The sequence below is a fragment of the Staphylococcus sp. GDY8P85P genome, from assembly GCF_017892405.1.
In the GTDB taxonomy this organism is placed as follows: domain Bacteria; phylum Bacillota; class Bacilli; order Staphylococcales; family Staphylococcaceae; genus Staphylococcus; species Staphylococcus borealis.
In genome coordinates this window covers 1-257 of the sequence record NZ_JAESLA010000064.1, presented here as the reverse complement: position 1 = coordinate 257, position 257 = coordinate 1, and the positions used below count along the sequence as shown (strand labels likewise).

1 pseudogene is annotated in these 257 nt (G+C 32.3%); it reads left to right on the top strand.

The annotated features are described in order from the left end of the window. Positions 1–170: pseudogene (locus KA828_RS13455) on the top strand (replication protein); the annotation flags it as partial. Between the last annotated feature and the right edge of the window lie 87 nt (positions 171–257).

Below are 257 nucleotides of genomic sequence, written 5' to 3'. Positions count from 1 at the left end.
CAAAAAATAAGCATAAGTCAGATATTCAATCTCCCGTTGATGAAACGGCAAAATATCCAATAAAAGATACAGATTATATGACAGATGATGAGGAAAAAGCAGATGAGGAAGCTTTTAGTATTATTGCTTTCTGGAATTGGGAACGTAGGAATTATTTTATTAAAAAATAGTTCAATAATCGGGCCATTTTGCGGTACAATGAATTGCCTTCTGCTCCTAATATTAAAAACACTTTTTTGGGATACAAATACCCCATA